Consider the following 2,862-nt stretch of genomic DNA (forward strand, 5'->3'; position numbering starts at 1 on the left):
CCTAAAAGGAGTCTTTTCCTTTGCTTTATTTAGATAAAGTTCAGATACTCCACTTTGAGTGAGTTTCTTTTGTTCAATTAAATATTTATTATTAGCTAATTTAAATATATTCTGCATTTATTATAATTTCTCATTATATTCACCTTCATATAATCACTTTATATAAAAAAACAACCCCGTAGGTTAGACTGTAACAACCCCAAAAACCTCATTTACTTACGGTTCACGTATCATAAATAGTTAGGTTAAATTAAAAGGATTTCATACTTATGAAATCAATTCAGTCAACAAAAATAACATTTACCTTCCTTTTCATCTCCCTCTTTAACCTTTCTTGGTAAAACAACAAAAACTCTTTCACCGGATGCTGAATATGAGAATCTTTCTGGTTAAAGGTAATTCCGCTTGCATTCATATCACTTAATAACACCTTCATGGAAACTATTAAACTGTCTTCCTCTTGATGAGTTTTAATCCATTTTAAAATAAAGCCACGCCACTTTGATGGTGGTCCACCGATAAATTGATCTCCCTTGATTGGGTGGGTTAATAACTTCTCTTTAAATTTCTCTCTTTGTTGTATTGTATACTTGTCTTCTGCTTGATTAAATGTTGAGTTCGACTGACTCTGAACCATACCTGTTTCTCTAGATGAATACATTCTTCCTGTTTTTTTATTCCATTCCCACTGTTCAGGCGACATATGAATTGGCCGCTCTTTTGCTTCTGCTGCTCGTTGAGCCATTTTCTGCTCTATTAGTTCGTCATTTTTTTGTTTTATTTCTTTGCCGGAATAAACACGTTCCTGTGCTTCTAATCTTAATATGTTTAAAACGGCCTTTCTTTCCTCTTCTTCACGCTCTATTTTTTCCATATCTTTTCTTTGAGCCATTTCCTCACGTTCTGCTTGTTCCTTCTTGTCCAAAATGGTAAGGATAAATGACATTCGTAGATCTTCTTCATTTTCAATATGGAGGAGAAAGTCGTCTTGTCTATTATTTAAAGTTAAGGTTCTTTCCAAAGGGATAGTCGGTTCTGATAGTTTAAGAAAGGTTACATTCCGGTTATTTCTTTGTGTTACGACTAATCTAATTATTTTACAACTGCGACTATCAATATTGACATAAGCAATACTCCTTGTATCTATAGGAAATGGGAGACCAACTACCTCAGATACTAAATTCTGAATCTCCAAAGGTAGATCATCATTTATAAACTGATCCCACGCTTTATCTTCTTGACTCTTTTTTGTTACCTGCATCTCATGCAGTAAGCAGCGTCCCTTTATTCGTTTCAGGATCAATGGCAAGCCAGAAATCATCAACAAAGGAGAAAGCTTTAAAACCTTCTCTATTATAGGTTTTCAACCGTTTTTCAATGTTTTGGGTATAACTACCTTCTGTTATTGAGGTGTAATAATCAATAGCCCAAACTTCCTCTGAAAAAGGGAAACTAACGGTAAAGTCCGGAATAAACGAAAGTTTCTTTTTATAAAAATATCCTCTTTCAATTACAGCTCCCAGTTGTTTTAATTGACCTTCTAGAACCTCTCTAAAGACAGTTAATCCAATGTCTTTCTTTTTCTTATCTTGGTGTAAGGAAACCAGTGTCTCATAGGTCTTACTATTTTCTGAATAAGAGCATTTTTTTCCGTCATAGTGTTTAAAGTAAAAGGGCCTTCCCTCTTCTTTGGTTAAATTCAAATTTACGGGTTCATCACAACATCGGCAGGTAAATGCTTTTTTCTTAGAGAGTGCACGGTATCGTTTATTGAGCTGATTTATAATATCGTCTCTACGTATATTTTCCGATTCAAGCTCTAGTCTCTTTGTTTCTATGTTAATGAACTCCCCATGCAATAGTGCCTCTTCCAAAATCCCCACACCTTTTCAAGAAAATCCCAAACAATACTTTTATTATAATATAATAAACTTAAAATTGGCCTTTATTTCCTATAATTAAAATTAGTTATTCATCACATACCCTACTACCCTGTGGACATTGATACCCCAGCCACAAAAAATTGATTGTACATTAAAGCTTACAGTGTAGATGATGCTGACTTTGATGAAAGCCCATTTTAAACAATTGATATGTTGCACCGCCACGGAAGGCTTAACAAAGAATCCTCAAACATGACACTGTTCTTATTGAATTCAAGTCACGTTACTTTCGAAACCATTAAGATATCCTTCACCCGAGCCATGAGGGACAAATCTCCCTTTAATGGATGGAACATATAAATATAGGAAGGCATTAATACTTAATGGAAAGAAGGCAAATGAATGCCAACCGGAATGCATCAAGCTGAGGTGGATTTACCGATTACTAAGGTTTGGGATTTTGTTAAAGATATGGATAAGTGGGCTCCTCTTATTCCTGGATATATTCAACATCGAAAATTTACGAACCGTCAGTCCACTTGGGAGTTTTATAGTAACATTGGATTCATAAAGAAAAAGATTAATCTGATGGTTACCATAAAAGAATGGATTGAACCGACAAAGGTTACTTTTCATTTAAAGGGGGTAAATGAAGGACTTTCAGGTGATGGATACTTCCTGGCAGAGGCGGTCGATAAAAACAAAACGAGGATAACAGGTTTTCTTGAGCTCACGGCCGGTGGCGCATTGGGGCCGGTGGTGAATGCTGTCTTAAAATCGCAGCTTCCTAAAGGAACGAAGGATATGGTCATCGCGATATCCACTAAATTGGAGGATCTTAATAACATTGTATCTAATGTTTAGCACCAAAAAAGGGACAGTCCCCCACTTCCATTAAGCAATAAAAGATTGGGGGTGCTGTCCCAAATGGTGTGCAAGAAGGATATATCTCTTCACTGTAGCCAGCGATACGTTCTTC

3 protein-coding genes are annotated in these 2,862 nt (G+C 35.7%); 1 reads left to right on the plus strand and 2 read right to left on the minus strand.

Annotation, left to right across the window (positions count from 1 at the left end):
- Nucleotides 1–280: 280 nt before the first annotated feature.
- Nucleotides 281–1,261 carry a hypothetical protein gene (locus tag V7137_RS03715; protein WP_335696813.1) on the minus strand — a complete coding sequence of 327 codons (981 nt, stop codon included), beginning with the start codon at nt 1,259–1,261 and terminating at the stop codon, nt 281–283.
- Between the two features lies 1 nt (nt 1,262).
- A complete protein-coding gene (locus V7137_RS03720) occupies nt 1,263–1,874 on the minus strand; it encodes a hypothetical protein (RefSeq protein ID WP_335696814.1) in 612 nt (203 codons plus the stop codon).
- 411 nt (nt 1,875–2,285) lie between these two features.
- On the opposite strand from V7137_RS03720, the gene V7137_RS03725 reads away from it, so the two are divergent.
- Entirely contained in the window at nt 2,286–2,747 is a 462-nt protein-coding gene (locus V7137_RS03725) for a CoxG family protein (RefSeq protein WP_335696815.1), read from the plus strand.
- Nucleotides 2,748–2,862: the final 115 nt, after the last annotated feature.

The organism is Neobacillus drentensis, from assembly GCF_036962765.1.
Classification (GTDB): domain Bacteria; phylum Bacillota; class Bacilli; order Bacillales; family Cytobacillaceae; genus Neobacillus; species Neobacillus drentensis_C.